A 25,832-nucleotide genomic window follows, 5' to 3' on the forward strand; every position below is an offset into this window, starting at 1 on the left:
CTAGAGAAAGAAAGAGGTGTTTGGATAATGAGCCAAGAGTTAACAGCATCTTTAAATGAACAGATGAATTTCGAGTTTTATTCCGCTCATGTATATCTGGCTATGGCAGCCTATTGTTCCAGCAAGAGTCTGGATGGATTTGCGAACTTCTTCATCGTGCAAGCCGAAGAGGAGCGATTCCATGGTATGAAAATATACAAATTCCTGAATGATCGTGGACACCGTGCTACATTAGCCGCTTTGCCAGAACCGAAGAATGAATATGCTTCGATGCTGGATGTCTTTGAGCATGGTTATGCTCATGAACAGCAGAACACGAAAAAATTCTACAATCTGGCTGACATCGCCTTGAACGAACGTGAACATGCGACAATGTATTTCCTGAAATGGTTCATTGATGAGCAAGTGGAAGAGGAAGCCTTGTTCGACAACATTATTCAGAAGCTGCGTCGCATTGAAAAAGACAGCAATGCCTTCTATATGCTGGATGCCGAATTTGGCAAACGTTCATTCACTGCTCCCGCTGAATAAATGCACGTAGGGAGTCGAGAAGATTCCAAGAACAAAAGACTTTTACATACGGCGTAAGGAAATCACCCTCAAAGCATTAGGAGTTAGGTCTCCATGCAAAGGATGACCGGTTGATGCCATATGCTGAAGAAGACGAAAGAAGCTTGCACTTGTGCAGGCTTTTTTTGCATGTATAGTTATTTTATTTTTGTATTGATTTGCTTGAATTGGAGCAAAAGTCTATCAAAATCTTGAATGTGGGTAATAAAGGATATGTCATAATTGATCTATCCTGACGGGATCTTTATTTTGCTCAAATCTATCAAATTCGTATTAAATTTTAGGTTTATCTGACAAAAGTGTAACTCTACCGTAGCCTTTGAAGCGAGAACAGGAGTCTATTCCTTTGATAGTATTAAGATTATCGCCAAGGGATGAAGGTAGAACAACATGGACACCCGGGGAAATATAACACACAAGGGAGATTTTTTAATGATGTTACATATTCGCAAATCTATCATGGTCACACTTGCTATTTTACTAATCATTCCACTTTTATTGCCGCAGTCGGTATCTGCCCAATCCGCTTCATCGAAGGATCGTGCAAGCAAAGCAAATGCCAAAATCATATATCTGACTTTTGATGATGGCCCAACCGCTCATACGGGTCAGTTACTGGATATTCTGGATCAGTATAATGCGAAGGCTACGTTTTTCATGCTGGGTCCTCAGATGGAAAAATTTCAGAAGGCTACCAAACGAATTGTAGCTGACGGGCATGGATTGGGTCTGCATGGTGTGAGTCATGTTCCAAGCAAATTCTATAAATCCGCATATAGCGGTTTGAAAGAGATGCAACAAGCCAATGTAAGTCTGAACAAGGTTGCTGGAGTTAAAACAAGTCTCGTTCGGACGCCATATGGTAGTAAACCATATCTCAAACCGGCATTCCGTAACGTGCTGCTGGGTCAGGGTGGATTCCATCTATGGGATTGGAATGTGGATTCGGAAGACTGGAAGTACAAGCAAGATCACCAGAAAGTCTATAACAGTGTAATGAAGCAGATCCACACCGTACAAAAGAGTGGAACAACGCCGGTTGTGCTGATGCACGACCAGGAAGCAACGCTGAAAGTATTACCGCAAGTATTAAAAACATTGAAGGCAGAAGGGTATCGTTTTGAAGTATTAAGCAAGAAGGTGCAGCCGGTTAACTTCTGGAACGACAAACGTTAATATTTTCAATTTTCCGATTCGATCGGACGATAGATAGAGCCTGATAACAGATTGGTTAAAACGAAGGAGGTACACATCATGAAGAAACAATCATTATGGATGACCATTCCGGTAACGACAGCCGTTTTACTTGCACTGGCAGGATGTGGCGGACCGGACTCGAATGCAACATCAGAGAGTAGTACTTCACCAACGACAACAGTGGGTGAGCAAACCGAGACCGGCAGCGGTGGTGCTGATTTCTCTAATGAAAATGAAACAGGAACCAAAGAGAACACGGGTACAGTGAATAGTGTAGAACCATCAGGAGCGCAGTCGGGCGGAAACCATACTGCCACAGGTCAATCCGGTGTGAATGATGTGATCAAGCAAGTTCGCAACCAGTTGAAGATGGAGGATGCAGCGTTACCCACTTCGTTCCCCTTGGATAAAGGCGCATATTTGGGTGCGGCAATACCGTCCAATACGGCTGATGCATTCAAAGTGAACTTCTACGCGTCCACGCAATCCGTTGCCGTTAATGATCCATCTTTAACGGCTTCCGACAGTAAGGTACCTTTACTGGCTTCCTATGAAGTGAAAACGTATAAGGACCCTGAGCAGGAAAGTATTTTCCCAGAGACAGACCTGAAAGATATTCCAGCAGATATGGCTGTGGATCTGGGACATGGCATCAAAGGCATGGCTGAAGGTGCCGCAGGCAGTCAATATCTGACTTGGCAAGAAGGCAGATGGACGCTGCAAATTCGTTCCGTCTCCGAAGATGAAATGAATAACCCCGGCATAGCGAAGAAAATGGTGGAGTACCTGGAATCACATACATTGCCTGTACCCAAAGATAAAGGGTATATCAAGGTTGAATATCCAAGTGGTGGAAAGTCTGTTCATGTAACGGTCTCATGGCAGGACGGTCATAAAATTCATCAGCTTAAGACTGATCAAGTACCACTGGAAGCTCTTGGCATGACTGTATCTGTGAAATCTTGAGGATTTAATGGATATTCTGAGTTGTAGAAGAGACGCGTATTGGATGGTTGTAATAAACTAAAAAGAGCTTGGTCCAGATTGGTTTCTGGGCCAAGCTCTTTTAGTTGTAGCATGTTATGGCAACGTGTGAAAAATTATTGCGGCTTATGCAGTCGGGGTACATACTTATTTTTGTTTCAATGGGTTAAAGCGGTACTTTCATTTGAACCACCCTTTTTCCTTAGAGCGAGTGATGGCCTCAATGCGGTTACTGGCATTTAACTTGTTGAGAATAATGGAAATATAGTTACGCACCGTCCCCGTTGTGATGAATAGATGCCCGGCGATTTCCTTGGTGTTTTTGCCATCGGCCATGAGGCCTAGTACGGCATTTTCGCGCTCTGTCAGAGGATTTTCTTCTACATAAGCTTCGTCTACCAAGTCGGGAGCGAAGATACGTCTGCCATTCATAACTTGGCGGATCGCCTCAGCAAGTTCTTCAATTGGACTGTCCTTAAGCAGGTAACCACGGACACCACCCTTTAAGGCGCGTTCGAAATATCCGGTCCGGGCAAAAGTGGTTAGGATAATGACCTTACAGCTCATTCCTTTGAGTTCTTCTGCGGCTTCGAGGCCGCTTTTCACGGGCATTTCTATATCCATCAGACAGATGTCTGGTGCAAGCTCCTGTACAAGGGTAAGGGCTTCCTGGCCGTTGCTGGCACGTCCGACGACTTCCATATCTTCCTCCAGATTGAGAAGGGAAGACAAGGCACCGAGCATCATGCGCTGATCTTCCGCGATTACAATTCTAATCATGATTCTGCCTCCTTTATCGGTTTGCGGACGAGTTTGGGAACATGAATAATTATCTCTGTACCCTGAATGTCTGCATCAGATCGAATATCCAAACAGCCATTTACAAATTCAAGTCGTTCTTTCATGCCCAAAATTCCTGTTCCGCGCCGCTCTTGTCTGTGTGATCGTTCTATTCCGACGCCGTTGTCTTGTACTGTGAGTACATTATTGGCGGGTGTTTCCTCAATGACGATGGTACATGCTGTTGCCTGACTATGTTTGACCACGTTGGTGACCGCTTCTTTCAAGCACATGCCAAGCACATTTTCATTCAATTGAGACGTGTCTTGTAGCTTCGGATTGCCATCCAGTATAAATTCAATTGAAGCGGCCTTCAGAATCTGCTCCGCCCGGAACAGTTCATCGACCAATTGTGTACCACGCATGGTGGTGACCATTTCCCGGACTTCCTTCAAAGCTGTACTTGCAGTTTGCCTGAGGTCGTTCAATTCAATCTCGGCCTGATCGGGATTATTACGGAGCAGCCGCTTCGCCAGATCGGTTTTTAGACCGATCAGAGAGAGCTTCTGTCCAAGGGTATCGTGCAGGTCACGAGCGATACGCTGACGTTCTTCCATTTTCACGAGATCGTCAAGTCGCTTGTTCGCATTCTCCAATTGGCCTTCCAATTGTTCAGTCTTATTTTTATTATACGTACTGATTGGAAGCAGGATGGAGGCCATTAAACTGATGAATACAAACGGGAACTGACTCACGAGCAATGAACTCTGATTGATAAAACCATAATTAATGGTTAGGAAACTGGCTCCCAGATTCACCGAATAGAGGGTGAAGAAACCAGCTTTATTTTTAATATTCCCAATAAAAAAAGCAAGAAACAATGAAAAGTAGGCATAATCATAGGCGATTGTCATCGTAATGGATATGGCAATGAGCAATCCAATCCACATGTATACCTGCCAGCCCTTAGTGATGAAGGCGAGCAGATAACATACGAAGAAAACGAGAATGATTACAATGCCGGTTACCATCGTCCATAATTTGGAATATTGTGAAATGTAATAGAAGGGCAGGATGAAAAAGACAAGCCATACATAAGGATTTAACCCTGTATTTTTATAAAAAATCTGCATCCACTTCTGAATATGATTCTCCTCCTTGCACTTGTACTCAACCGTAGCATGACTGTAGCATGACTATGGCTTGAACACAAGAAAACGAATCCGACAGAGTTAAGGCTTCTCTGTCAGACCCGCTGGATTCGTTACACGGATAGTTGGTTGAACATAAGGTTTGCGGGATAGATGTTTGAGCTGTCTAAAGCTAATGAACTGTTTAGAATCTTCATCCCACAGACGGAAGCGCAGGGCAACCAAACTTGAACGCAGTGTAATGGTAGTTGCCTTTTGCAAGGGTGGTGTTGCATTATGTGCTTCTTCCAAGAAATAGTTAGGTACACGCGGGCTCAAGTGATGCACATGGTGAAACCCAATATTGCCACTGATCCATTGCAATAATTTTGGCAATTTGTAATAAGAACTACCTTCGACAGCGGCTTTTACGTAACTCCATTCATCTTCGTGTTCAAAATAAGTCTCTTCAAACTGATGCTGCACGTAGAACAGCCAGATCCCAAAGAAACCGGAGAAGAAGAATATAGGTGCCTGCACCATTACAAAAGCCTGCCATCCGACTAACCAGCACATGAATGCATAGAGGGCTACGATTAATACTGTAGTCAGATGTGTATTGATGCGTTCTTTACGTCTTGCACCTTTACGGTTGAAACGGTAAGCCAACAGAAACACGTAGATAGGTCCGATACAGAACAATACGAACGGATTACGATAAATCCGATAGAAGAGGCGTCCCCAAGGAGAAGCTTCTTTGTATTCGTCAACCGTCATAACCCAGATATCACCAACGCCGCGTTTGTCAAGATTACTGCTTGTCGCGTGATGGATAGAGTGCTCATTTTTCCACTGTTGATAGGGTGTCACTGTTAATACACCAGTAATGGTACCGAGAATATCATTGGCACGTTTGCTCTTGAAGAATGAACCATGACAGCAGTCATGGAAGATAATGAATGTCCGTAGTACAAATCCGGATGCCACCAAGGCAATCGGGAAGGTCAGCCAGTAGGATACTGATAAGCTAAAGTAAGCCGCAGCCCATAGCAGGAAGAGCGGAAGCAATGTATTGATTAACTGTCGGATACTTAATCTGAGATCATTTTTTTCGTAAGGGGTGACTTCTTTTTTTAGCGCCATTTCTTTATTTCTACTCATTGACGTGTGTCCTCCTTCAATCGTTATAACTGTATCAGCTACAACTTGACGTTTCCCGGTAAGACTTTCCTCTAGGAAGCGTTTTTATCATTGTAAAACAATCGGATCATGACAGTAAGTCATAAACGTCAGCCCTCTGTAATGATGAATATCAATGATGGCCCATGACATTTGTCATGGGTGTATGATGCTGAAAGGCTTGGCGGAAGTCTAAAAGAGTACGTTTTACAAATTCCTTTGCACAAATCACGCAACAATTTGTATTATGTATACAATTTTTGTTGTGAGCATGGTAAAATCTATCTTTGAGTGATTATGACAACTTATGAGACGGGTCGATTAGGTTGATTTCTGATGGATTGGATGGAATGCTTAATGAAGAAACGAATTACGGATATTCTATTTATTATGGCAGGTGCATTTCTGTTTGCGCTGGCGGTGAACCTGTTCGTCATCCCGAACGATTTGGCTGAAGGCGGGGTAACGGGTATAACGATTATTTTGTATTACCTGTTTGAATGGTCACCAGGACTGATGAACCTGATCCTGAACGGTATTTTGTTAATTGTGGGATACCGGTTTCTAGATAAAACGACTACGGTGTATACGATTATTGCGGTTGTGTTCAATTCATTGTTCCTGCATCTGACAGAGAGCTGGACCATTGACTCGCATGAGCTGTGGATTAATACGATATTTGGTGGATTGTTTGCCGGTCTTGGGATCGGCTTGATTGTTAGAGTAGGGGGAACAACAGCCGGAACCGTTATCTTGGCACGGCTTGCCAATAAATATTTGGATTGGAACATCAGTTATGGATTATTATTTTTTGATCTGATTGTGGCATTCTCATCTTTCTTCATTATAGGGCCGCAAGGTCTGATGTGTACGATTGTCTTGCTGTTCGTGGGGACCAAAACGATGGAGTTCATTATTGAAGGACTCAATCCGAAAAAGGCGGTTATGATTATCTCTTCCAAACAGGATGAGATTGCGAAGCAAGTGATTGAGAAGATGGACCGTGGTGTAACCGTGTTATCCGGACATGGGTATTACACGAAAAATAAGAAAGAGATCCTCTACATTGTCATTAGCAAGCAGGAAGTTTCCATGCTGAAGAAGATTGTACGAGCGGAAGATGAGATTGCTTTTATCACCATTCATGACGTGCGTGATGTATTCGGGGAAGGATTTATCGAACTTTCCAAAACTTAAGTAATAGGTATATATGCATTAGGTATATATGAAAGAAGGGAGTTGCGGTGAAATATCACCGCAACTTTTTTGATAGGATTGAACCGGGTATTAATCTAGTTCAAAAAGAAAGAACCCTTCTCATAGAGAAGGGCAAAAGAATATTAATAATGTCTTCTTTTTTTGACTCCACAGTATTCAACAGTGACATGACAGTGTTTTTTACATTTTGTAGGGACATATTTAATTTTAGTAACACAAGTTTTCGTGATTTTTTTGTAAAAACACTTTGGTTTTGGGTGACATCCTTTATGCTTTCTGTACATATTGAACCCTCCCTGATTGTGATAAGGTATTGTATGAACAGGGCAATGTATCGGTAATGTATAAACGTCTATTATTGTATAATAATTCCTTTATTAGGCTTTTGTGTTACTAGTGAAGGCGTGGTTCTTTCTATTAAAAGAATACAATGACAAAAAGCTGTACACCTATCAATCACGATGATATATTAAATTTAATTAATTTGTTAATAAACTTAACTAACTATTAAAGGAGGCGATTGCATGGCTGGCACACCGCAATATATCCGTAATCTGAATGAAAACCTCATTATGGATGCCCTGATAACTCAGGGAACCATGTCTAGAGCGGATATCAGCCGTCAGACCGGACTTAGTAAACCAACGGTGTCGTTGGCTGTAGAACATCTGATTGACCGTAATCTGGTGAAGGAAATGGGGAGAGCTGACAATGCTCAGGGTCGCAAAGCAACCCTCATCCGTTTCAATGAAACGGCTTATTATGTCTGTGGTATAGATATCGGCGCAACACGTATTCGGATCGCATTATCCGATCTGACTGGAGAAATCATTGCCTATCGAACACATCCCATGGTTGTCCAAGAAGGTCAGGAGCGAGCGGAAGCGACGATGCTGGAGCTTCTTCGAGGCCATCTGAATGAATCGCTTGATGAGAATCATCTGAACTGGGATCAGATTCAGTGCATCGGGTTCGGTATACCGGGCGTAGTCTTGCCTGATTCGGGACGTATCCATCGTATTGTGGACCCGTTAGTTGGTCTGGAACAAGCATTCTCTCTAGAGTCGTTGTCAGGCGCTTTTCCCTGTGAAGTGATTCTGGAAAATGATGTGAATCTTGCGGCGCTTGGGGAGTATCGAAGTGGTGCAGCAGCAGGTTGTAACTTGTTTGTTTTTTTCTCCATCGGTACAGGGACGGGCGCTGGCATTATGGTACATGGCCAACTGCTACGAGGTCTTGGTGGGTTAACCGGAGAGATCGCAGAGATGTTGATGGAGGATGGCCGTCGTCTGGAGGAAGTGCTGTCAGCCGATGGTCTGATGCAGTTGGCGAAACGTCACCTTAATCCGCATGATGAACTATTGCAAGTTGCTGATTCGGGTGCGGATGTAAATGTAGTTGCAGTTGCAGATGATCTTCACAGACACTTGACTCCCGAGAAGTTATTTGAAGCCGCACGCAATGGAGAAATAGATGCCTTGGATATTTTACAACAATACAGCCAGATGATTGCTTCAGCTCTGCGTCATATTAGCGTTGTGCTTGCTCCAGATCTTATTGTGCTTGGCGGGGGCGTAGGAGGAAATGGCGATGTATTATTGCCTTTACTGAGACAGGTCATATCTGAGCAATTCCCAGTGCAACCACAGCTAATCTGCTCCAAGCTTGGTGAGCAGGCTGTTGTCACTGGCGCAGTGCAGGTGGCCATAAAACAAACGATGCTGAACCTTCAGCAGGAAGCGTTGGAATAAAAGATTGGATACACAATATCTGAGGAGGGAAACGGGATGACAGAATTCTTGAAAAACGTAAGTAATGATTATTCGTCTAATCAGGATGGTACGGTTGGAGGTGATCTATCCGGTTGGATTGCAGGTATTGATATTGGAGGCACCAAAACATTGATGCTTTTGTCATCACGACAGGCTGGAAGCAAAGTTCATGAACGTATCTTGCCTACGCGTGTCAGTGATCAGCCGGATGAGTTCTTCCGATGGTTATTCGCTGAACTGGACACCTTCTGCCGCGAGGTTGGATGCCGTCTGGATCAACTTTCTGGTGCAGGCTTGGGATTCCCTGGTGTCATTCTGCAAGATGAGGGAGTACTGCGAAGTGCTCCGGCTTTTCAGTGGCCTGAGCAAGATATTCGCCCTGTGATTGCGAAGTATTACAGCGGAAACATCATGTTGGATAATGATGTGAATATGGCTGCAATGGGAGAATATGATCAAGGGGCAGCACAGGGACATCAACATTGTGTAATGGTCACGGTTGGAACAGGTATTGGAGCTGCTCTTATCCTGAATGGGCAACTCTACAGCGGACAAAATGGAGCAGCAGGTGAGATTGGGCATTTCATTGCAGGAGATGAAGGACTTCATACGGGTTATGTTGCGGATGCGGATTCCTTTGGTGTATTTGAGCAAGCGACTTCAGGTACGGGAATTACTGAACAAGCAAGACGTTATTTTAAAGAGGGTAAGGGAAGTGCCTTATCTCTGGTCATGAGTCTGGCAGGAGGTGAAGTGCAGCAGATTGAAGCCAGACATGTATTCAAGGCAGCCGAATCAGATGATGTTGCTGCACTTGAGATTCTTGAACTGCCTATGCGTTATATGGCTAGAGGTCTGGCGAATATTACGGCTTTACTTAATCCTTCCATGATTGTAATCGGTGGAGGTGTGGCAGCATCCAACCCATCCTATTATCTAAATGAAGTGCGTACACGTCTCGAGCGTTATACCGTTCTGCCTGCACGTTTAGCTGTAGCTGAACTTGGTAATAGAGCAGGAGCAATCGGGGCATTGGCTGTAATCAGGTCGAGTCTGGCACGGACATACCATTAGAGATAGGTGAAGCTACTATAGAATTAAAGGATGGAGATCCGGATGAGAAATAGACATATGAAGGCTTACACAGAGAAAATAAAAGCCGATTCTACTGATGCAAGACGTGTTTTGCTCAAATTACAGGGCCTGTATCTGTTTATGGGACTTGCCGGGGGGATGTTTAACCCGTACATCAATCCCATTTTGGTTGCACAAGGTTTTTCCAGTAAAGAAACCGGATTTATCATGGCGTTTGGCACACTTGTATCTATTATTCTTCAACCTATATGGGGAATTCTGGTAGATAAATTCAAAAAGACACGGTTCGTACTGATAATTAGCCTGCTCGTTCCTGCATCGTTAGCGTACTTCTACAATATTCAAGTGTACATTATATTAATATTGATTTATACTTTATGCACTATATTCCAAGTGACACAAATACCTGTGGCTGACTCCTATGCGGTTACCGCCGCGAGAGCAGCCAACACCTCATATGGCATGATCCGACTCTTCGGGAGCATAGGAACCGGAGTTGGAGGATTTGCAGCAGGGATGTATCTCTCTCAGTTTTCCATTCACATGTTATGGCTGCCGTTTCTGATGTTTAACGTTCTAAGCGCCATACTGGCAAGCACACTCCCCCGGCAGACGAGCATATCCTCGTCCTCGGTAACCTTCTCCGTAGGTTTGGCAAGATTGCTCCGAAACCGGACATTCCTTCTATTTCTAACAGGTTGTTTCCTGGTTAACCAAACGCTCACTGCGTTTAACTCCTTTTTTGTTATTTCATTTCAGATGGCTGGCGGTTCTGTGAAGATGACAGGTACAGCGCTATTGCTTGCATCAATCACCAATGTTCCATCCATGTTGGCAGCGGCATTCGTACTCCGAAAATGGGGGCATGAACGCACGATGTTGCTTGCAGCCGGTGCGTATATGTTACGTTGGGGAATACAATGGCTATGGCCAACGCCTGAGGTAATGATTGGCGTTCAGGTACTGCATGGGTTGTCCTTCGGATTCTTCTATATCGCAGCAGTGGAATATGTGGCTTCGGTTACGGGACGGGAAATGCAGGCCACGGGACAAAGTTTATTTAACATGGTGTTTGCCGGCCTGGGCGGAATTGTTGGTAATATGCTTAATGGATATTTGCTCGATTCCGGCGGTCCATCACTGATGTATCTGGCTTGTACGATTAGTGCAGCATTAGGATCGGTGATTCTGTATATCGTCAGCAGGCAGGCCAAAGATGAAAGAAGATCATACTCATTAGAATAGCGATGGAAGGAGTTGGAGCCTATGAGAGTAAATCTGAAGCGGAATTGGCACACCAAGTTGCTGTATTCCTATTTTCCTATTTTTCTGCTTACGATTTCCATTCTGATCTTTCTCTCCTTCCTGATTGTCAACGAACTCTCACGTAACGAAACGCAAAAAGCAGACATGATCTCCACCCGTTATATCGTGGATACACTGGAACGCTCGCTAAGCGATATCGAACTCCGGTTGCTTGAAGACATTGGTGCGAACAAGACATACAGTCGTTTTTTGGAGGCCGGACAGGGACAATTGTCGAGTCAGTTCATCTATGATGCGGCAAGTGGACTGGGACGTATGTTGGATCAGCAGGATATGATTCAATCCATTTATCTCTATCGCATGTCAGATTCCCAGATCCTTACGCCGAGAGGCATGATGCGCTTGGAAGATTTCGAAGATCGTGCCTATATTGAACAAGCTTTGAAAGATCGGGAGAACCTCGGTTGGAACCTGCCACGTGAATACAAGGAACGTTCTTTTGACGTACCTTCACAGGTGATTAGCATGAATAAGTGGCTTCCTTTACCGTGGGGCGGAGAAGGTCTGCTCGTCATAACAATCCGCATGTATGCAGTCGAACGGCAGATTGATAACATGACGAATGAAAAGTTATCCGTTCTTCAGGTACGGGACAAGAGCGACAATCTGATCTATACAGCGCATCAAATGGACCCTTCAGCAGGTGAAATCCTTAATCATGTGTCTTCCGACAAGCTTGGTCTCGTCTTCGAGAGCGGCATTCAATCCGGACAACTGTATTCATGGGTATCGCTTGTCTCTTATGTGTGGATTGGCATTGGATTATTAACGATTGTTGGCGCGGTGGCGGGACTGATCTACATTACGCGTAGAAATACGCGGCCAATCCAGCTCATCATGAATCGAATTCAGGCGTTACAGCCACGTGCCGAGGAGGATGAAGCAGCTCCATCCGTCAAGGATGAATTGGCTCTCATCGACCGTGCGCTGGAACATCTGATTGCTCAGACGGTTGATTATGAGAAACAGCATCATGAAAACTTGCTGATTCATCGCAGACAATTACTTGTTGATCTGATGGAAGGGGAACGCATGGATTCGTTCCGTCAGCGACTTCGCCATCTGCAACCGCTAGAGGAACGTTTCATGGAACCGAAGAGTGTGGCTGTCCTGATTGCGGAGATGAATGGTGACGACCTCTCGACCAATCAGAATATTCTGAAGATTGCGCTTATGAATGTGGTGGAAGAACTTGTGCAGAACGAGACCCAATTCGGCGGTTGGGCTGAATGGTTTGGGAACCGAAGGCTTATTGTGGTGATTGCATCGGATGAGCAGGAAGGACTGGATCGTGAATTGCTTATGGATCTGGCTAAGCAGATGCATATGTGGATTGCGGAAAACTTCCGCCTCCGGTTTACCTTCGGGATTGGACGAACCGTATCGGGCTGGGAGGAGATTACTCGATCCTATGCGAGTGCCGATGCGGGGTTGCAGCATAGACTTACCCTTGGTAAAGATGCGATCGTTCTCAGTGAGCAACTGCCGGATCGTATTGAGCTGCAATCGTATAAGTACTTGCAGATGCTCGCGGACTTTGTCCGTGAATTCAGGCTTACTGGTGATGGCTGGCGGACACAACTGGATCAGATGTTTGTTGCGTTCAGCGAAGATCAGATTACGGATAACGATATTCGCATGTTACTGCAGGCGTTAATTCAGATGTTGTCCCGTGAATTCGGAGAGCTGTCTGAGCGGTTACAGAGCCAATTTGCCGAGGAAATTCTGACACGTCTTCGCAGTGATATCCAACAGGTAGAGACACTGGAGGGAATTCAGGACATTTTGCAGGAATGGTTGAAAGAGGTCTATCGCAATTATGTGTCTGTGAATGAAACGAAAAGTCATCGCGCAATGATTAACGAGCTGCGGATTTATATTGAAGAACATTTTGATGATCCGGATCTGTCCCTAAAACATCTAAGCGATCGGTTCCAGATTTCGGGCAAATATGCGAGTTATTTGTTCAAGGAAGAGTTTGAGATGAAGTTTGTTGATTTTCTGGTGAAACTGAGGGTCGAAAAGGCCTGCCGTTTGTTGTCTGCATCCGATATGGCAGTTCAGGATATTGCGCTGCAAGTAGGTTATGCTAACGCCATCTCTTTCGGCCGAGTATTTAAACGGATTATGGGTGTGACACCGGGGGACTACCGCAAGCAGAGTGGAAAACAAGGGGATCAATAATGATATTGGTCGTGTTAGAACACACGTTAGCGGGTGAAATCGATTAATCTTAGAAATATCTATGAAATCTCCTGTATGAGGGAATAGGGTTCGTACCTTATCGCCCTCTGCAGGAGATTTTTTGGATGCTCAACCACGATCTTGGGCCAGTGTAGCTGGTGCGTTAAGGAATTTTACGAGTGTCCTATACTAAGCAATATGACAATTCATTAATTTATAGGGCAGGAGTTGCATAGATGTACAAATACGGACAGCAAGTGTGGGGATCGGTAGATATCAGTAAACGGGTTACCATCACAGCAAGCAATAACACATTTACATTTAATGTAGATAACTCGTCATACACGATAACGCTGCCTGTTGGTACCTACACAACAAGTCAACAAAGGCATGAATCCGAACTTATTCAGGCCATTTCGAAGGCAGGGGCGGCTCAGAACATTCCAGTACGATTTATTTTGGGCGGAATGCATTATGATGAGAAGTATAATGTATTGATATTGGAACATACGGACACGAGCAACGAACATGTTATTGATCAATTTGTGGGAAATGCCATCGATACGTTGTTTGGTCAAGTGAAGTTTAATCTTCCGCCGAGGAATTAGTGAGTTCAATCGTTCTACAAGTGTTGTTAAACAAGGAGATCACATAAGATGTGGTCTCTTTTTCTTTCTTTTGAAGAAAGATTCATTGGAAAAAGGATTATTGCAAGCTGGGCGATGCCAGATAGCGTATGAGAATCCAATGAAATGCAACATATTGTGTTATCATAGTTTACATATAAGGCGTGAAAATTGTATATTGTCAGGAAATATGTTTATATATCGCGGTTTTTAACTAAAAAAACGTCATTTTTGCATTTTGAAAATAGTTTATTGTCTAATGTCGAAATCGTATGTAATGATTAGTGACATTCACAGGTGCAACGAAATGCACGAACCAAGTGGAGTGGCAATCATGTGAATCCATATCAGAGTGTGTGCGAAAGGGGAAAGGTCAAATGAGATTATTTCAAAGACGTAAGGCAGGCAAGGCAAGTTCAATCCTCGCAGTGGTAACAGCATTCACTCTATTATTATCCGCATGTTCATCAGGAAGCGAATCTGCATCTTCATCCGGAGAATCAGGTTCGGGGGAAAAAACGACTTTGAAAGTAGAAATCTTCGACCGGGGAAATACGCCGGCGGGCTACACCATTTCAGACAGTTATCTGACTCGCTTCATTCAAGAGAAGTTTGGTGATCCAAACAACATCGATGTTCAGTTTGTTCCGGTACCTCGCTCGGAGGAAGTACAGAAGCTTAACGTTCTGATGGCGAGTGGCTCTGAAGTACCTGATATCGTATTTACCTACGACTCAGGAACATTCAACCGATATGCAGAGCAAGGAGGTCTGACTGAACTTACCGATCTGCTCAATCAAAGCGGCCCTAACCTGAAGAAGTTCCTGGGTGATGAAACGCTGGCCTACGGTCAATACGATGGGCAACAGTTCGCGGTTCCGGGTAAACGTCTTGTACTTGGCAAATACGCATCCTATGTTCGTCAGGATTGGCTGGACGCACTCGGATTGCCTTCACCTGAGACAGCTGAGGAGCTGCATACCACATTGAAGGCCTTTAAGGAAAAAGATCCGGGTAAGGTGGGCACAGGACTTATCCCAATGGGGATGTCCATTGCTTCGGCTCAATATGAACCTCTGATCTGGTCATTCATTGAACCGCTGACGGAAGAACAAAAATATACATTAACACAACAACTGGGTTCCAATGACTATCCAACGTTGTTGCCGGGTTTCAAGGACGCCTTGAAATATATGAACACACTTTATAATGAAGGTTTGATGAGCAAGGACTTTGGACTCGACAAAGATAAGAAAAAGCTGTGGGAAGATGTATCCAACGGCAAAGTTGGATTTTACACCGAGGATGCAGGGGAGATTTACATCTCCGGTACGTACAAAAACCTGCAAACCAATCAACCAGGTGCAGTGATCACACCGATTGATGCATTCAAAAACTCCGAAGGCAAATTCGCCAAACCAGCATATGCTCCCAATGCGATGTATGTCATGATTCCAAAATCAAGCAAAAATGCGGAAGCAGCGATGAAGTACCTGGATTGGATGGCTTCAGACAACAACTTGTTCGACCTGCAATTTGGTGTTGAAAATGAGAACTATGAGCTTGTGGACGGTGTGCCACTGATCAAAGATGATGCTTCTCCTGAAATCGCAGGTCGTATCTATAATTCCGGTGACATTGCCATTATCGTCAATGGTAAATACGTTGGGGATGACAAGAAAAATGAAGAGGCTTATGTCGTACAGGTAGAATCGAAGTATCGGGATGATATGCGCAAGTCGGTAGCCATTTCCAACACGGACACGATTCAACCGGTACGCTTCTCCAAACCGATTGATGCAGAAGCGCGCTACGGTAACGGCCTGAAAGACAAGTTTATGGAGTTCTTCGTGAAAACAACCATTTCCAAACCGGCTGACTTTGAAGCGACGTATGACAGCATGATGAAGGATTACATGGCGAGCGGTGGTCAAGCAATCCTGGATGAACGTACAGAAGCTTACAAAGCGATGAAATAAGCAGAGTAGAGAACACATCTAATGTGAACGACAACAAAGAACAGGGATTTCATTAGGGCGATGGCTACATCGCCTTGATGAAGAATCCTGAATGACATGGGGGGAAGGTTTATGAAAACAAGCATCTATTTCCGCAGAAACTGGCAACTATATGCGTTGCTCCTACTGCCCATGATCTACTTCATTATTTTCAAGTATGGGCCAATGTATGGTGTGCAGATTGCGTTCAAGGATTTTAACTTCTTCCAAGGGATCTCTGGTAGTGAGTGGATTGGCTTGGATGCATTCAGAGAAGTGTTTCAAAATCAGGGGTTCTACACGGCATTACGCAACACGTTGGTACTAAACATGCTGGATTTATTGGTGTCCTTCCCGGCGCCGCTTATACTGGCTATCTTATTATTCGAGCTGAAAAAGGCTTGGTTCAAAAAGATGGCACAGACATTGCTCTACATTCCACACTTTATCTCATGGGTTATTATTGGAGGGATCGTGCTTCAGGTTTTCGGAACGCAGTCCGGTTTCATCAACAATATCTTGATGAGCATGGGGTTTGATCCATTGCCATTCCTTTCAGACAAAAACTATTGGCTCTTCACGTATCTTGCGGTAGGCGTGTGGCAGAGTGCAGGGTGGGGAACGATTCTGTATCTGGCATCCCTGACAGGCATTAACCGGGAACTGTATGAAGCGGCAGAAGTGGATGGAGCAAGTCGGCTGCGCAGAATCTGGCACATATCCTTGCCCGGCATCAAAACGACGATTGTTACCTTATTGATCATCAATGTCGGCAACATGATCTCCATCGGCTTCGACCGACCGTTTATTATCGGAAATGTGGCTGTACGTGAATACTCGGATGTGCTCAGCACGTTTGTCTATCGTGTCGGTTTACAATCTGGTCAGGTCACGCTCGCAACAGCTGTAGGTTTGTTCCAGGCCTTAGTTGGACTTGTCTTCATACTCGGAGCAAACTATACGTCCAAGAAATTAACCGATGAGAGCATTATGTAGTGGATTTGATTCACATATGATCTGTAAGGAGTGAGTGGGATGTCTGAAAACACGGCGAATCGAATATTCAACACGGTAAACGTCATTCTTATTATCATTACGATGGTGCTGTGTCTTGCACCATTCATTCATATTATTGCGATCTCGCTCAGCTCGAACCGGGCGATCGGTTCAGGAGAAGTTTCCTTTTTCCCCAAAGAGTTGTCCTTTGAGGCGTATAGCAAAGTATTTGCAGATGGATCGATGATTCGCTCTCTTATCTATACCGTTTGGCTGACCGTCCTGAGTACGGTGCTAAGCATGGCGATGACCATTGCAGCGGCATACCCACTGGCGAAGAGTAACCTGAAGGGACGCAAGTGGTTCATGCTTGTCATTGTGGTGACGATGTTCTTTAGTGGGGGGATTATTCCCGAGTACATTCTGATCAAAAATCTTCATCTGCTCGACAGCACATGGGGGCTTATTCTGCCTGGATTAATTAGTCCGTTCTATATGATCATTCTCATTACTTTCTTCCGAGGGATTCCTGAGAGTCTGGAAGAAGCAGCGGGCATTGATGGAAGCAGTCATTTCGGAACACTTATACGCATTATTTTGCCACTATCTCTTCCGGTTATGGCAACATTGAGCCTATTCTACGCGGTAGGACGCTGGAATGGTTTCCAGGATGCACTCATGTATATTACCAAGCCTGAGTTATACCCATTACAATTGAAATTGTATCAGATGATTCAGCAAAACCAGATTACAGAACTGATGCAGAACGAAGGCATTGGTGCCGTTCAGGTCTTGCCTGAGAGTCTGAAAGCAGCCAGCGTTATATTCTCAACATTACCGATCCTGCTGGTGTATCCATGGTTGCAGCGGTACTTTATCAGTGGCGTAATGGTAGGTGCTGTAAAAGGTTAATAGAGGTTGTTCAAAAAGTTCACTTTTGATTACGAATGATGCCTTAGTGGCATCATCAGCATCGAATATGAAATTCAGCCGAAATAAGCGGGAGGCTTACGAAGTATGTTTCCTTCGGAAACATTGTAGTTGCTCACGTAGTTGTCCTACGCTCCGCTACTCCATTTCTAGCTTAATTCCATCTTCTTGGTACTGAAAACTGTTCTTTTTGAACACGCACCTATAGTCTCGGGAGGTCCATGACATGACACAACGAATGGTAGAGAAGATGTCAAAAGAACAGCAGTATCTAGTGAATCAGTCCATGTTGATGATGGATAGCTTCTATGACAAGGAATTGGATCTGCTTCGCAGTTTCGAAGAGGAGGATTCATCGCAGCACAGCACACGAGCCAGTGCACATTATGCGCTAGGGTTGTTGATTCGAAATGAACCTGGTGATGTGGAACGCGCGATACGAGTGTTCCACAAGGTGCTCGATGTTCAATATGACGCTCCGGATGAGATCTATCACGGAACCTTCGCGACCCGACCTAATGATGTGCATCCACCAGCGGGTCACTATGCTTGGAAATCTTTTGCGCCAGGCACAGCCTATTTCCTGGAACGCACCTTTGAGAAGGTGTCTGCGCAGTTTATCCATAAACTACGGGAAGATGGCTCTCTACTCACAGAGACGGCAGATCCCAAACAACTGAAACGTCTGTTTCATTCGGCAGTAAATCAGGTACTGCCACCGGTCTGGATCAGTTATGATCCCAATTGGCGCGAGTTTATCGCTTGTGTCTGTGTGGTCGTAACTGCCGAATTCTCCGAACTTCTGCCAGATACACTCATGAAACGAATGGATCATGCCATGGAATTGGCTGTTCAAGGGTCCATAGAACGAAGGTTATCCGACGTAATCCCCATGAACACCAATATTGAGTTAATGCATATTTTCATCACCCACTACTACGGCCATCGCTTGAACCGAACAGAATGGATTCAGCATTCGGATGAACAGGCAGAGGGATTCATGAAGGAGTTTGAGCAGTTCGACGGTACATTCGCTGAATTCAATACGACAACGTATTACGGGGTGGATCTCTCCGTGCTTGGCATGTATCGAAAGTATGGACTCACTCAACGTTTAGTTGAAATCGGACACCGGATTGAACACGGGCTGTGGAATAACATTGCGCTATATTACAATGCGAACCTGGAGAATCTCTCCGGCCCATTCTCTCGGGCGTACGACATGGAGATGCGAGAGCATAGTTCGATCGGTGTATTTATCTATCTTTTGCTCGGTGAAGGCTATGAATATCTGGCAGGAATCAACTGTGAGTCAGGTCATGATCCACTGATTGCACTCCTTGGGGTGGATGTGCCCGCGGAAGCCGTGCCTTATTTCAAGGCTCATCAAGCGGATCGGCTTGTGCAGAAACAGTTCATGGAACTGTGTGAGCGCAATGATCCAACGTCCAATCGGAATCTATGTACGGCCAAAGCATGGATTGGTGAGGACCGGATGATCGGAGCCATGTCGGGAAGTGTGAATACCAATGGCCAGATGCATCCCGCCACAATTCACTGGCAGACGGAGACGGGGGAGCGTTATTATCTCCGCTTGATCCGCCGTGAGGTAGGCGAGGGGTGGAACAGTCATCTGCGCGGAGTGACGTTTGATGCGGATCTCACGCCAGATTCGTTAACCATTGATGTCGCATTGAATACAGAGGAAGAAATCGACGTTTATTTTGAAATCAGAGGGCCTTCCCTTCGTCAGCAGGATATTACGCCAGCCTTATGGCAGTTCCCTGGACTTACGTGTACCGTGAAGGCTGAAGCGCCTAACCCATCCGTATTAATGTACGTGAATCACGCCGAGATCATCTATCGATATGTACCTGGAAGGACTGCGAACAAGATGAGATTTGAATTGACCCTCCGTGAAGACAATGGACAGAGGAATGAATAGATAGAGATCAAAGGAATATGAATAGGCGATAGAATGAGAGGCAGGAGGAATAATCATGTACACGGACAAGCAGGAATATTCGTTTTCAACATGTTGGAACATCAAACGTCATACGACCGGACAAGGCATGATTGAAGAGATCAAATCTCTTGGATTCAGACAGGTTGAACTGAACTACAACGTCACGGAAGAGATGCTGAAGACGATAGAGCCGATGATTGAACGAGGAGAAATCGGTGTATCCAGTGTGCATAACACATTTCCGCATGTGGCTGATCCAGATTATGGGACGGATTCCGTCCTGCTCGGATTTGATGACGAGCCGCGCCGCAAACGAGCGATTGAACTGTTACTTCGCTCTGCCGAGTATGCACATCGTTATGGCGCCAAGGCTGTTGTTGTGCATCCGGGTGAGGTGCCGTTTGAATACAATATAGATGAAGCGTTGAAAAAGATATACCACGATCAGGGGCCGGACTCTCCGGCGTATCAATCTTTATGGCAAGAGATGCTGGAGAAGCGGGAATATGGCAGCGCACATTACCTGAGCCGGATTCAGGAGAGTCTGGAAGAGGTATGTGACTTGTCGGAGCAGCGGGGATATGGAGTGAATTTTGGTATTGAGACTCGTTCACGCTGTTATCAGATGCCGACTTTGCACGAAGCGGGAACGATTATTGGACGCGTGAAAGGCGCGCCGCTTGGTCTATGGTACGATATTGGTCACGGCATGATGATGGATCGAATGGGACTGTACGATAATGTACGTGAGGCTAACGCGTTGATTGATCACGTGGTTGGCGTGCATATTCATGAAACCGTAGGGTTGGCAGATCATTGGTGTCCGTACATTCATAGTAAAGACATGACTTTCTTTGATTCATTTTTGGATATCATCGACCGTTCACCAGTGAAAGTATATGAGCTGAAGGCCGCTTGTACACCGGAAGAGATTGATGAAAGTCATGGAATGATTACGTCTCGCATTGCTGAACGTCATGCGGCGCGTCAGCGCGGATAAAGGGAACAAGTATATTTTATGCTCAGCACATATGTTGGGAAATGTTCATCTTACGGATGGACTGGGTTATGAGAGGCTATTAAATGAAAAAGGGATCAGTTTCATCGGCCTGTGAGGCTTGGTGAGACAGATCCTTTTTTTATATTTGGAGAGCTAACGAACCTGACACACCCTATTTCAAGTATATGAGCCATATTAAAATCGTAACGAATCTGAGACAACTTATCTCTTTATTTTTAGCGCATTGATGCCGATTTGTACTCATATTCGGCCGCTTAATGTTGCTGAGGTTCGTTAGAATTTTAATATTAGTCTAAACAAGGCAATAAGGTGGCTCAGATTCGTTAGAGTTCAAGAAGTAAGTCACAACTTGGCGAAAGTTGCGTTTATTCTACCTAATTATCAAAGCAAGATGAGGGAGTTATTTCTTTTTACTCGTACATCCGTCGTTCAAGTTCGGCATAGGCAATCGCAGGATCATCACTGGAATTGTCAATATAAGCGACGGATGAAGCAGGGAGCGGCCAGGCTACTTCTTTACGGACGAGAGAAGCTGTGAAGGCATCCCAGTTTGCGAGTTTCCAGTCATCCAATGGAGATTGTCTCGCTGTAATCCGCTCGTGATACAACGATTCATTCTCCAGATAAATATAAGCCACCCGCACATCCGTGTCTTCCAGAGAACGCTCAATTCTTGCAAGTTCCTGAGCAATCCAATCCGGGGTTCCGATTTCTTTGGTAAATGGCCCGACAACGATCGTGTCGATACCCAACTGAACGTTATCCAGAGCTGCGTCCATCGTAATGCGGTACCCAAGATCACGGCACAGCCGCTTGTATTCAGGCGAATCCCGGTCGGATGGATCGAGTCCCTGAAGGGTCATAATTGCCTCAGCCGCGGGACGAAGCAGGATATCCATATCGAAGAAAGCCGCTTTATGTTTACGGGAAAGGGCTTTGGCAAGGGTGGTCTTGCCACTTCCGGCCCCGCCGAGAAAGAAAATTAGTTTGCTCATGAATGTAATGCCTCCTTAACTAGATTCAAAAAATAAGATATGTATTGAGTTATACGAATAGATAGATTCTAGAGTACGTGAATGAAAGGACTTGTTCATTTTAACATAAATAAAGAAGCATGTTAGCTAGACAGAAAAGGAAGGATAAGGTAATATCATACCTAGTTGTTCTATGCATAGGTTTCCGATGTATATGATCAGAAGAGATTTAAAAGTATGAAAAGGAAGGAGTGAGCGCGTTGCAGGTTAACAAACAAATGATTAAGGGTAGTACCGAGACACTAATCCTAACTTTATTGAAGGAACGACCGTTGTACGGTTACGAATTAATTAAGGAATTACATCGTCAATCTGAGGGTGTGTTTAATCTGAAAGAGGGCACGTTATATCCTATTTTGCATGCCATGGAGATTGAAGGATGGGTAGAGTCGTACTGGATGGAGGTTGAAGGCCGTAAACGTAAATATTATTCGATTCGTGACAAGGGCATGGAGGCCTTAGAAAGTAAAAAAGCGGAGTGGAATTTGTTCCGTAGAGCTGTGGATCGGGTGCTTGGGGAAGGAGGCCTGACATGACGAATCGAGATGAACGAATTCAGCATTATCTTGATCACATGTGTGTTGAGGTTAAAGCTCGCGAGGTACATAACGACTTGCGTGATGAGTTGGGAAACCACATGGAAGAGATGATTTTGGACAAAGAACAAGAAGGTTATTCAGAAGAAGAAGCAATTGCATACGCCATTGAACAGATGGGCGATCCAGCTGTTGTAGGCAAGAGTATGCACCGACTGCATCGCCATCGTATGCATTGGGGGCTGTTAACGGGACTTTCCAGTTTGCTAATCATAAGTCTGCTGTTGACGTGGATTTATACGACAAATATCTCTGTTGAAACCTTTCAGTTCTTGTATAAAAGTCATTTGATCTACACTATTTTTGGTTTAGTACTGATGGTGTTTTTGATGTATTTTGATTATCAGAAATGGAAAAAAGCTGCTTGGTGGATCTATATTTTGTTAAGTGGTATGTTGTGGATTAATCCGCTGGTATCACCGATTGATTATGGTGTACAACGGTTCTGGAGCATATTTGGGTTAACCATTGATCTCACGACGATATCCATGTGGGTATTGCCCCTCGCCATAGGTGCGATTATGCTGGATAAGCTGCGTACCAAGTGTGACGTACAATCCGTCTCAACTTATATTCTTCTTGTAGCTTTGCCGTCTTTTAGCCTGTTACAAGCTTCAGATTGGGTGCGATTGTTTCCATTCGGAACGGCAACTATTATCTTGTTTGCCTGGATTACACGAAAATGGCTGTATACATTTGTAGGGGCTGCAATTGCGGGACTTATCACTATGATGCAATTGTTATTGAGTGGTGAGTACAGGCGGTTTGAGAGACTCACTGCCGTGTTTAATCTCCAAAATGACCCGCTAGGACATGGTAGCTATAACCAATCAATTATGAGTATTCTTCATTCCGCCGGATGGTGGGGAAACGGTTCTGCGACTTCTTTTGACCATCACTTTAAAGGGTATTATATGGACTACCCTGGTGTAATGTTTATTGATGTATTTGGTTGGTTAGCAGGCATCTTGTTGTTGTTTGGTATCGTATGGTTTCTTGCTAGTATGCTGAAAATGCTACCTCATGTACTCGATGAATTTGGTCGCATGATCGTGTTTAGTATTACAATGATGTTCGCATTGCAAATGTTTTACTCACTGGCGATGACTACGGGAAAGGTTCCAGTTGTTAGCGTTACTTTCCCTTTTATTGGTTTCGGTTCTCATCTGATCTTAGAATACGCCATGATGGGTTTACTTCTTGGAGTATATCGACGCAAAGACACTATTTCGTTGAGAAAGAAGCCTCGACAGCCGATCACGACAATGTCAAAATAATTTTAAAAGACGCTCGATCGGATGGTACCACTATATAAAATAATATAATACGATGTTTAATGAGCATTCACGGAAACCAGATATGACGCAGGTTCACCCAGCCCTGGCTGTTGAAAGATAGGCCACGCACGGAAGGCAGATAAGCCGTCTCTACCGGTTTTTCAGATAAATGGAACAGTAAGTTCTGGTTGACCAAGAATTGCTCAATTCGGTCTAATGCAGAAGTTCGATCTGCTGCCAATGGTGAGGCGGCAATGGTTTGCAACATCTCATGAATCGTCATTCGACCCGAATCTTCAAGATGCTCGGATAAGGTGGAGTAGAGATCATACCTGCGCAGTTCTTCGTCTCTATCCCGAATCAGAGAAAAGAGAATCAGATCGGACTCTAGCCGCAAATCTCCTTTGAACTGCTCCATCGTGCCTGTGCGGACGGTACAGGAGTAACCGCACTGCTCCAATGTAGATGCCAGTTGTTGGGCATCCCTGCGATATTGTGGAATGGTTGCAATGTGCAGGGATACGGGACGAGTGGCAGTGAGTCGTTGAGATATATGGCTACATCCCTCCGAATGTACCTGGACCATTTGGGTACTCGCTTTACTAAAATGAGGTACCACAACCTCAGAGTCATCTGCATGTCCGTCATCTCTATACATTCCAGCAAGACATGACTGGACGTGTGCTCTTACTACCGGATCGTTTAACGGTCCGTTTTTTTGCGTATTACACGTGAGTAATTTATGAACCATCACACCTGCGCTAATCTGAGTCCAGTCTGCACCTTCGGACGAAGATGGATTATGAACAAGATGGAAGAACGGAGTTTCGATCTCTTGACTATCGTCCATTTTGGCCGAGGCACTCCACGGAATTTGCAGGATGTCTACCCGGTCCATATGTGCTCTACCCTGAAAATACGATGAAAAGGCTTCAAGTCTGCACAAGTGATCATCCCAGGCAGTAACCTTGAACGGCCCTGTCCCGACAGGTTTTTGCATTCCATCCACATCACCCGTATGCCTCATCCTCTGTTCGTGTGTTCCGGGTGAAGGTACAATCGCCGCACGACTTGTTGTCAGGAAAGACAAAAACAATTCATGAGGATCTTTAAGCTGGAAACACACGGTTAAAGGACCTATCGCTTCAATAGATAAAATCTGTTTACTCACATCACGGTACAGTGTTCGGCGGTCTGTAGATTGCAACCGTTCAAACGTATGCACAATATCATGGGACGTCAGCATCTGACCATTGTGAAATGTAATGCCTTTTCGTAAATAAAACGTCCAGGTCTGTCGGTCTGCACTGACATCCCAAGTATGAGCGAGACAGGGGAGAATCTCCCCTTTTTCACCACGTTGAACCAACCCGTCAAAGACATGGCTGGTCACAAAGGATTCAGCCAACAGATTAATGTACAGCGGATCAAGCGCATGAAGCTGTTGGTGCAGGGGTAGCCGTAGTGTATCAATCTGCTCATTATTGGTGCCGGCTTCTGTATGATGTCCCGAATACCCGAGCAACCACTGGTTTAGATGATCCTGCATGGGTGTTGAACTGGAGAATGCACTCACCTGCTCGGCAGCTTCCTGCAATTCCCGTCGATTCATGGCTTGCATCATGTATTCAGCCGCGATTTGATCGGCCGGAACAAGCAAAGTCAGTGATGAACGACGACCGCGGCCACGTTGGGAAACCCAACTAATCCAGTCATGAGCAACCATCTTTTTGACAATCGTTAATGTATTACGATGCGTGCATTCGAGCAATTCAGCGAGGTCGGCAAGCGTAAGTTCATGTTCTGTATGATGACCGTATTGGCGATGTAACAGCAGATATTGCTGATGTAATTTCAAAGTGATGATTCCCTCCTGGAGGTGAACTCTGACGTATTCCTCTGAAATAAGAAGTTTTATCGTTTTTAATTTCTATTTATATTCCTATTTTATCAT

General features: G+C 44.7%; 21 protein-coding genes. 16 read left to right on the forward strand and 5 right to left on the reverse strand.

Annotation, left to right across the window (positions count from 1 at the left end; genetic code table 11):
- The first annotated feature begins 27 nt into the window (after positions 1-27).
- From MKY85_RS12755 to MKY85_RS12765, 3 genes are all read left to right on the forward strand, one after another.
- The gene (locus MKY85_RS12755) at positions 28-531 is read left to right on the forward strand and encodes a ferritin (RefSeq protein ID WP_339242083.1); all 504 of its coding nucleotides are present in this window, start codon (positions 28-30) and stop codon (positions 529-531) included.
- Between the two features lie 471 nt (positions 532-1,002).
- The gene (locus MKY85_RS12760; RefSeq protein WP_339242085.1) at positions 1,003-1,746 is read left to right on the forward strand and encodes a polysaccharide deacetylase family protein; all 744 of its coding nucleotides are present in this window, start codon (positions 1,003-1,005) and stop codon (positions 1,744-1,746) included.
- A 78-nt stretch (positions 1,747-1,824) separates the two neighbouring features.
- Complete coding sequence (locus MKY85_RS12765; RefSeq protein WP_342572747.1) at positions 1,825-2,733, forward strand: hypothetical protein; 909 nt, start codon at positions 1,825-1,827, stop codon at positions 2,731-2,733.
- 198 nt (positions 2,734-2,931) lie between these two features.
- Here the strand turns inward: MKY85_RS12765 and MKY85_RS12770 are convergent, their stop codons facing one another.
- The 3 genes from MKY85_RS12770 to MKY85_RS12780 all read right to left on the reverse strand — a co-directional run bounded on the left by MKY85_RS12770 (position 2,932) and on the right by MKY85_RS12780 (position 5,822).
- Positions 2,932-3,531, reverse strand: a complete 600-nt coding sequence (locus MKY85_RS12770; RefSeq protein ID WP_307537205.1) for a response regulator transcription factor — start codon at positions 3,529-3,531, stop codon at positions 2,932-2,934.
- The gene (locus MKY85_RS12775; RefSeq protein WP_339243042.1) at positions 3,528-4,676 is read right to left on the reverse strand and encodes a sensor histidine kinase; all 1,149 of its coding nucleotides are present in this window, start codon (positions 4,674-4,676) and stop codon (positions 3,528-3,530) included. Before MKY85_RS12775 ends, MKY85_RS12770 begins: the two co-directional genes overlap by 4 nt.
- A gap of 87 nt (positions 4,677-4,763) precedes the next feature.
- The gene (locus MKY85_RS12780; RefSeq protein ID WP_339242089.1) at positions 4,764-5,822 is read right to left on the reverse strand and encodes a fatty acid desaturase; all 1,059 of its coding nucleotides are present in this window, start codon (positions 5,820-5,822) and stop codon (positions 4,764-4,766) included.
- A gap of 375 nt (positions 5,823-6,197) precedes the next feature.
- Here MKY85_RS12780 and MKY85_RS12785 point away from each other — a divergent pair, with 375 nt between their 5' ends.
- The 11 genes from MKY85_RS12785 to MKY85_RS12835 all read left to right on the forward strand — a co-directional run bounded on the left by MKY85_RS12785 (position 6,198) and on the right by MKY85_RS12835 (position 20,950).
- A complete protein-coding gene (locus MKY85_RS12785; protein WP_339242091.1) occupies positions 6,198-7,037 on the forward strand; it encodes a YitT family protein in 840 nt (279 codons plus the stop codon).
- Between the two features lie 545 nt (positions 7,038-7,582).
- Positions 7,583-8,809 (forward strand): ROK family protein, encoded by a 1,227-nt coding sequence (locus MKY85_RS12790; protein ID WP_342572748.1) that lies wholly within the window; start codon positions 7,583-7,585, stop codon positions 8,807-8,809.
- Positions 8,810-8,845: 36 nt separating this feature from the next.
- A complete protein-coding gene (locus tag MKY85_RS12795; RefSeq protein ID WP_339260761.1) occupies positions 8,846-9,904 on the forward strand; it encodes an ROK family protein in 1,059 nt (352 codons plus the stop codon).
- Positions 9,905-9,946: 42 nt separating this feature from the next.
- A complete protein-coding gene (locus MKY85_RS12800; RefSeq protein WP_339242094.1) occupies positions 9,947-11,170 on the forward strand; it encodes an MFS transporter in 1,224 nt (407 codons plus the stop codon).
- A 21-nt stretch (positions 11,171-11,191) separates the two neighbouring features.
- Complete coding sequence (locus MKY85_RS12805; protein WP_339242096.1) at positions 11,192-13,435, forward strand: helix-turn-helix domain-containing protein; 2,244 nt, start codon at positions 11,192-11,194, stop codon at positions 13,433-13,435.
- Positions 13,436-13,671: 236 nt separating this feature from the next.
- Positions 13,672-14,043 (forward strand): hypothetical protein, encoded by a 372-nt coding sequence (locus MKY85_RS12810; protein WP_339242097.1) that lies wholly within the window; start codon positions 13,672-13,674, stop codon positions 14,041-14,043.
- Positions 14,044-14,438: 395 nt separating this feature from the next.
- Positions 14,439-16,040 carry an extracellular solute-binding protein gene (locus tag MKY85_RS12815; RefSeq protein WP_339242098.1) on the forward strand — a complete coding sequence of 534 codons (1,602 nt, stop codon included), beginning with the start codon at positions 14,439-14,441 and terminating at the stop codon, positions 16,038-16,040.
- 111 nt (positions 16,041-16,151) lie between these two features.
- Positions 16,152-17,054, forward strand: coding sequence for an ABC transporter permease subunit (locus MKY85_RS12820; protein WP_339242099.1), 903 nt, complete (start codon positions 16,152-16,154; stop codon positions 17,052-17,054).
- 39 nt (positions 17,055-17,093) lie between these two features.
- The gene (locus tag MKY85_RS12825; RefSeq protein ID WP_342572749.1) at positions 17,094-17,966 is read left to right on the forward strand and encodes a carbohydrate ABC transporter permease; all 873 of its coding nucleotides are present in this window, start codon (positions 17,094-17,096) and stop codon (positions 17,964-17,966) included.
- Between the two features lie 244 nt (positions 17,967-18,210).
- A complete protein-coding gene (locus tag MKY85_RS12830; protein ID WP_342572751.1) occupies positions 18,211-19,929 on the forward strand; it encodes a hypothetical protein in 1,719 nt (572 codons plus the stop codon).
- 55 nt (positions 19,930-19,984) lie between these two features.
- The gene (locus tag MKY85_RS12835) at positions 19,985-20,950 is read left to right on the forward strand and encodes a TIM barrel protein (protein WP_342572752.1); all 966 of its coding nucleotides are present in this window, start codon (positions 19,985-19,987) and stop codon (positions 20,948-20,950) included.
- 431 nt (positions 20,951-21,381) lie between these two features.
- Here the strand turns inward: MKY85_RS12835 and MKY85_RS12840 are convergent, their stop codons facing one another.
- Positions 21,382-21,966: an AAA family ATPase gene (locus tag MKY85_RS12840; RefSeq protein ID WP_342572753.1), complete on the reverse strand. Its 585-nt coding sequence runs from the start codon at positions 21,964-21,966 to the stop codon at positions 21,382-21,384.
- 239 nt (positions 21,967-22,205) lie between these two features.
- Between MKY85_RS12840 and MKY85_RS12845 the strand changes: the two genes are divergently transcribed.
- Together MKY85_RS12845 and MKY85_RS12850 are read left to right on the forward strand one after the other, a co-directional pair.
- Positions 22,206-22,541, forward strand: a complete 336-nt coding sequence (locus MKY85_RS12845; protein WP_167483549.1) for a helix-turn-helix transcriptional regulator — start codon at positions 22,206-22,208, stop codon at positions 22,539-22,541.
- Positions 22,538-23,878 carry an FtsW/RodA/SpoVE family cell cycle protein gene (locus MKY85_RS12850; RefSeq protein ID WP_342572754.1) on the forward strand — a complete coding sequence of 447 codons (1,341 nt, stop codon included), beginning with the start codon at positions 22,538-22,540 and terminating at the stop codon, positions 23,876-23,878. The genes MKY85_RS12845 and MKY85_RS12850 overlap by 4 nt, the downstream gene beginning before the upstream one ends.
- A 67-nt stretch (positions 23,879-23,945) precedes the next feature.
- Here the strand turns inward: MKY85_RS12850 and MKY85_RS12855 are convergent, their stop codons facing one another.
- On the reverse strand, positions 23,946-25,736 hold the full coding sequence (locus MKY85_RS12855) for an ABC transporter substrate-binding protein (protein WP_342572755.1): 1,791 nt from the start codon (positions 25,734-25,736) through the stop codon (positions 23,946-23,948).
- Between the last annotated feature and the right edge of the window lie 96 nt (positions 25,737-25,832).

Origin of the sequence: Paenibacillus sp. FSL R5-0749 (assembly GCF_038595085.1) — a bacterium.
Taxonomy (GTDB): Bacteria; Bacillota; Bacilli; order Paenibacillales; family Paenibacillaceae; genus Paenibacillus.